This is a genomic window from Vibrio sp. 10N.222.52.B7, from assembly GCF_041474275.1.
Lineage (GTDB): Bacteria > Pseudomonadota > Gammaproteobacteria > Enterobacterales > Vibrionaceae > Vibrio > Vibrio crassostreae_C.
Genome location: NZ_JBFRTU010000600.1, coordinates 1 through 504, shown reverse-complemented (window position 1 = coordinate 504; position 504 = coordinate 1). Strand labels below are relative to the sequence as shown.

At 45.2% G+C, this 504-nt stretch carries 1 pseudogene; it reads right to left on the bottom strand.

Going from position 1 to position 504, the window contains the following annotated elements:
- Positions 1 to 504, bottom strand: a pseudogene (locus AB4512_RS24385) (type II and III secretion system protein family protein); the annotation flags it as partial.

Genomic DNA, 504 nt, shown 5'->3' with positions numbered 1-504 from the left:
TCCTTGTATTCAATCTGAGTGGTGTCAGCCGTAATCAGTGGTAGCGGTACTTGTCCACCAACCAAAAACTCAGCATCTTCACCTGACATTGCGGTCAAGTTAGGTTCAGCAAGCACAGACATCATGCCGTTGGTTGCTAGCGCATCAATTAGAGCAGTAATGCTCGGCTTGCCCCAACTACTGACATTAGGCAGCTTTGAAAATGAAAATTGCCCCACACCGCCAGCGATTGAACCCCATTTGATGCCCAACTTATTGGATACATTTCTTGAGACTTCAGCTATTTTTACACGAATGTTGACCTGATTTGGCATGGTGACAACCAATTGATTGATCAGCTCATCATCATTGAGTTGAGTCTGCTGATTTTGATTGGTTGAACTACTGCTGTTGTTACTGTTTCCCTGTGAATTCGAGCTCTCTTGTTGTTCGGTAGAACCGACAATAGGGGATAAGTAGCCTTTCGCGAGCGACACGATATTGTGTGCCATCATCGGAGAAGGA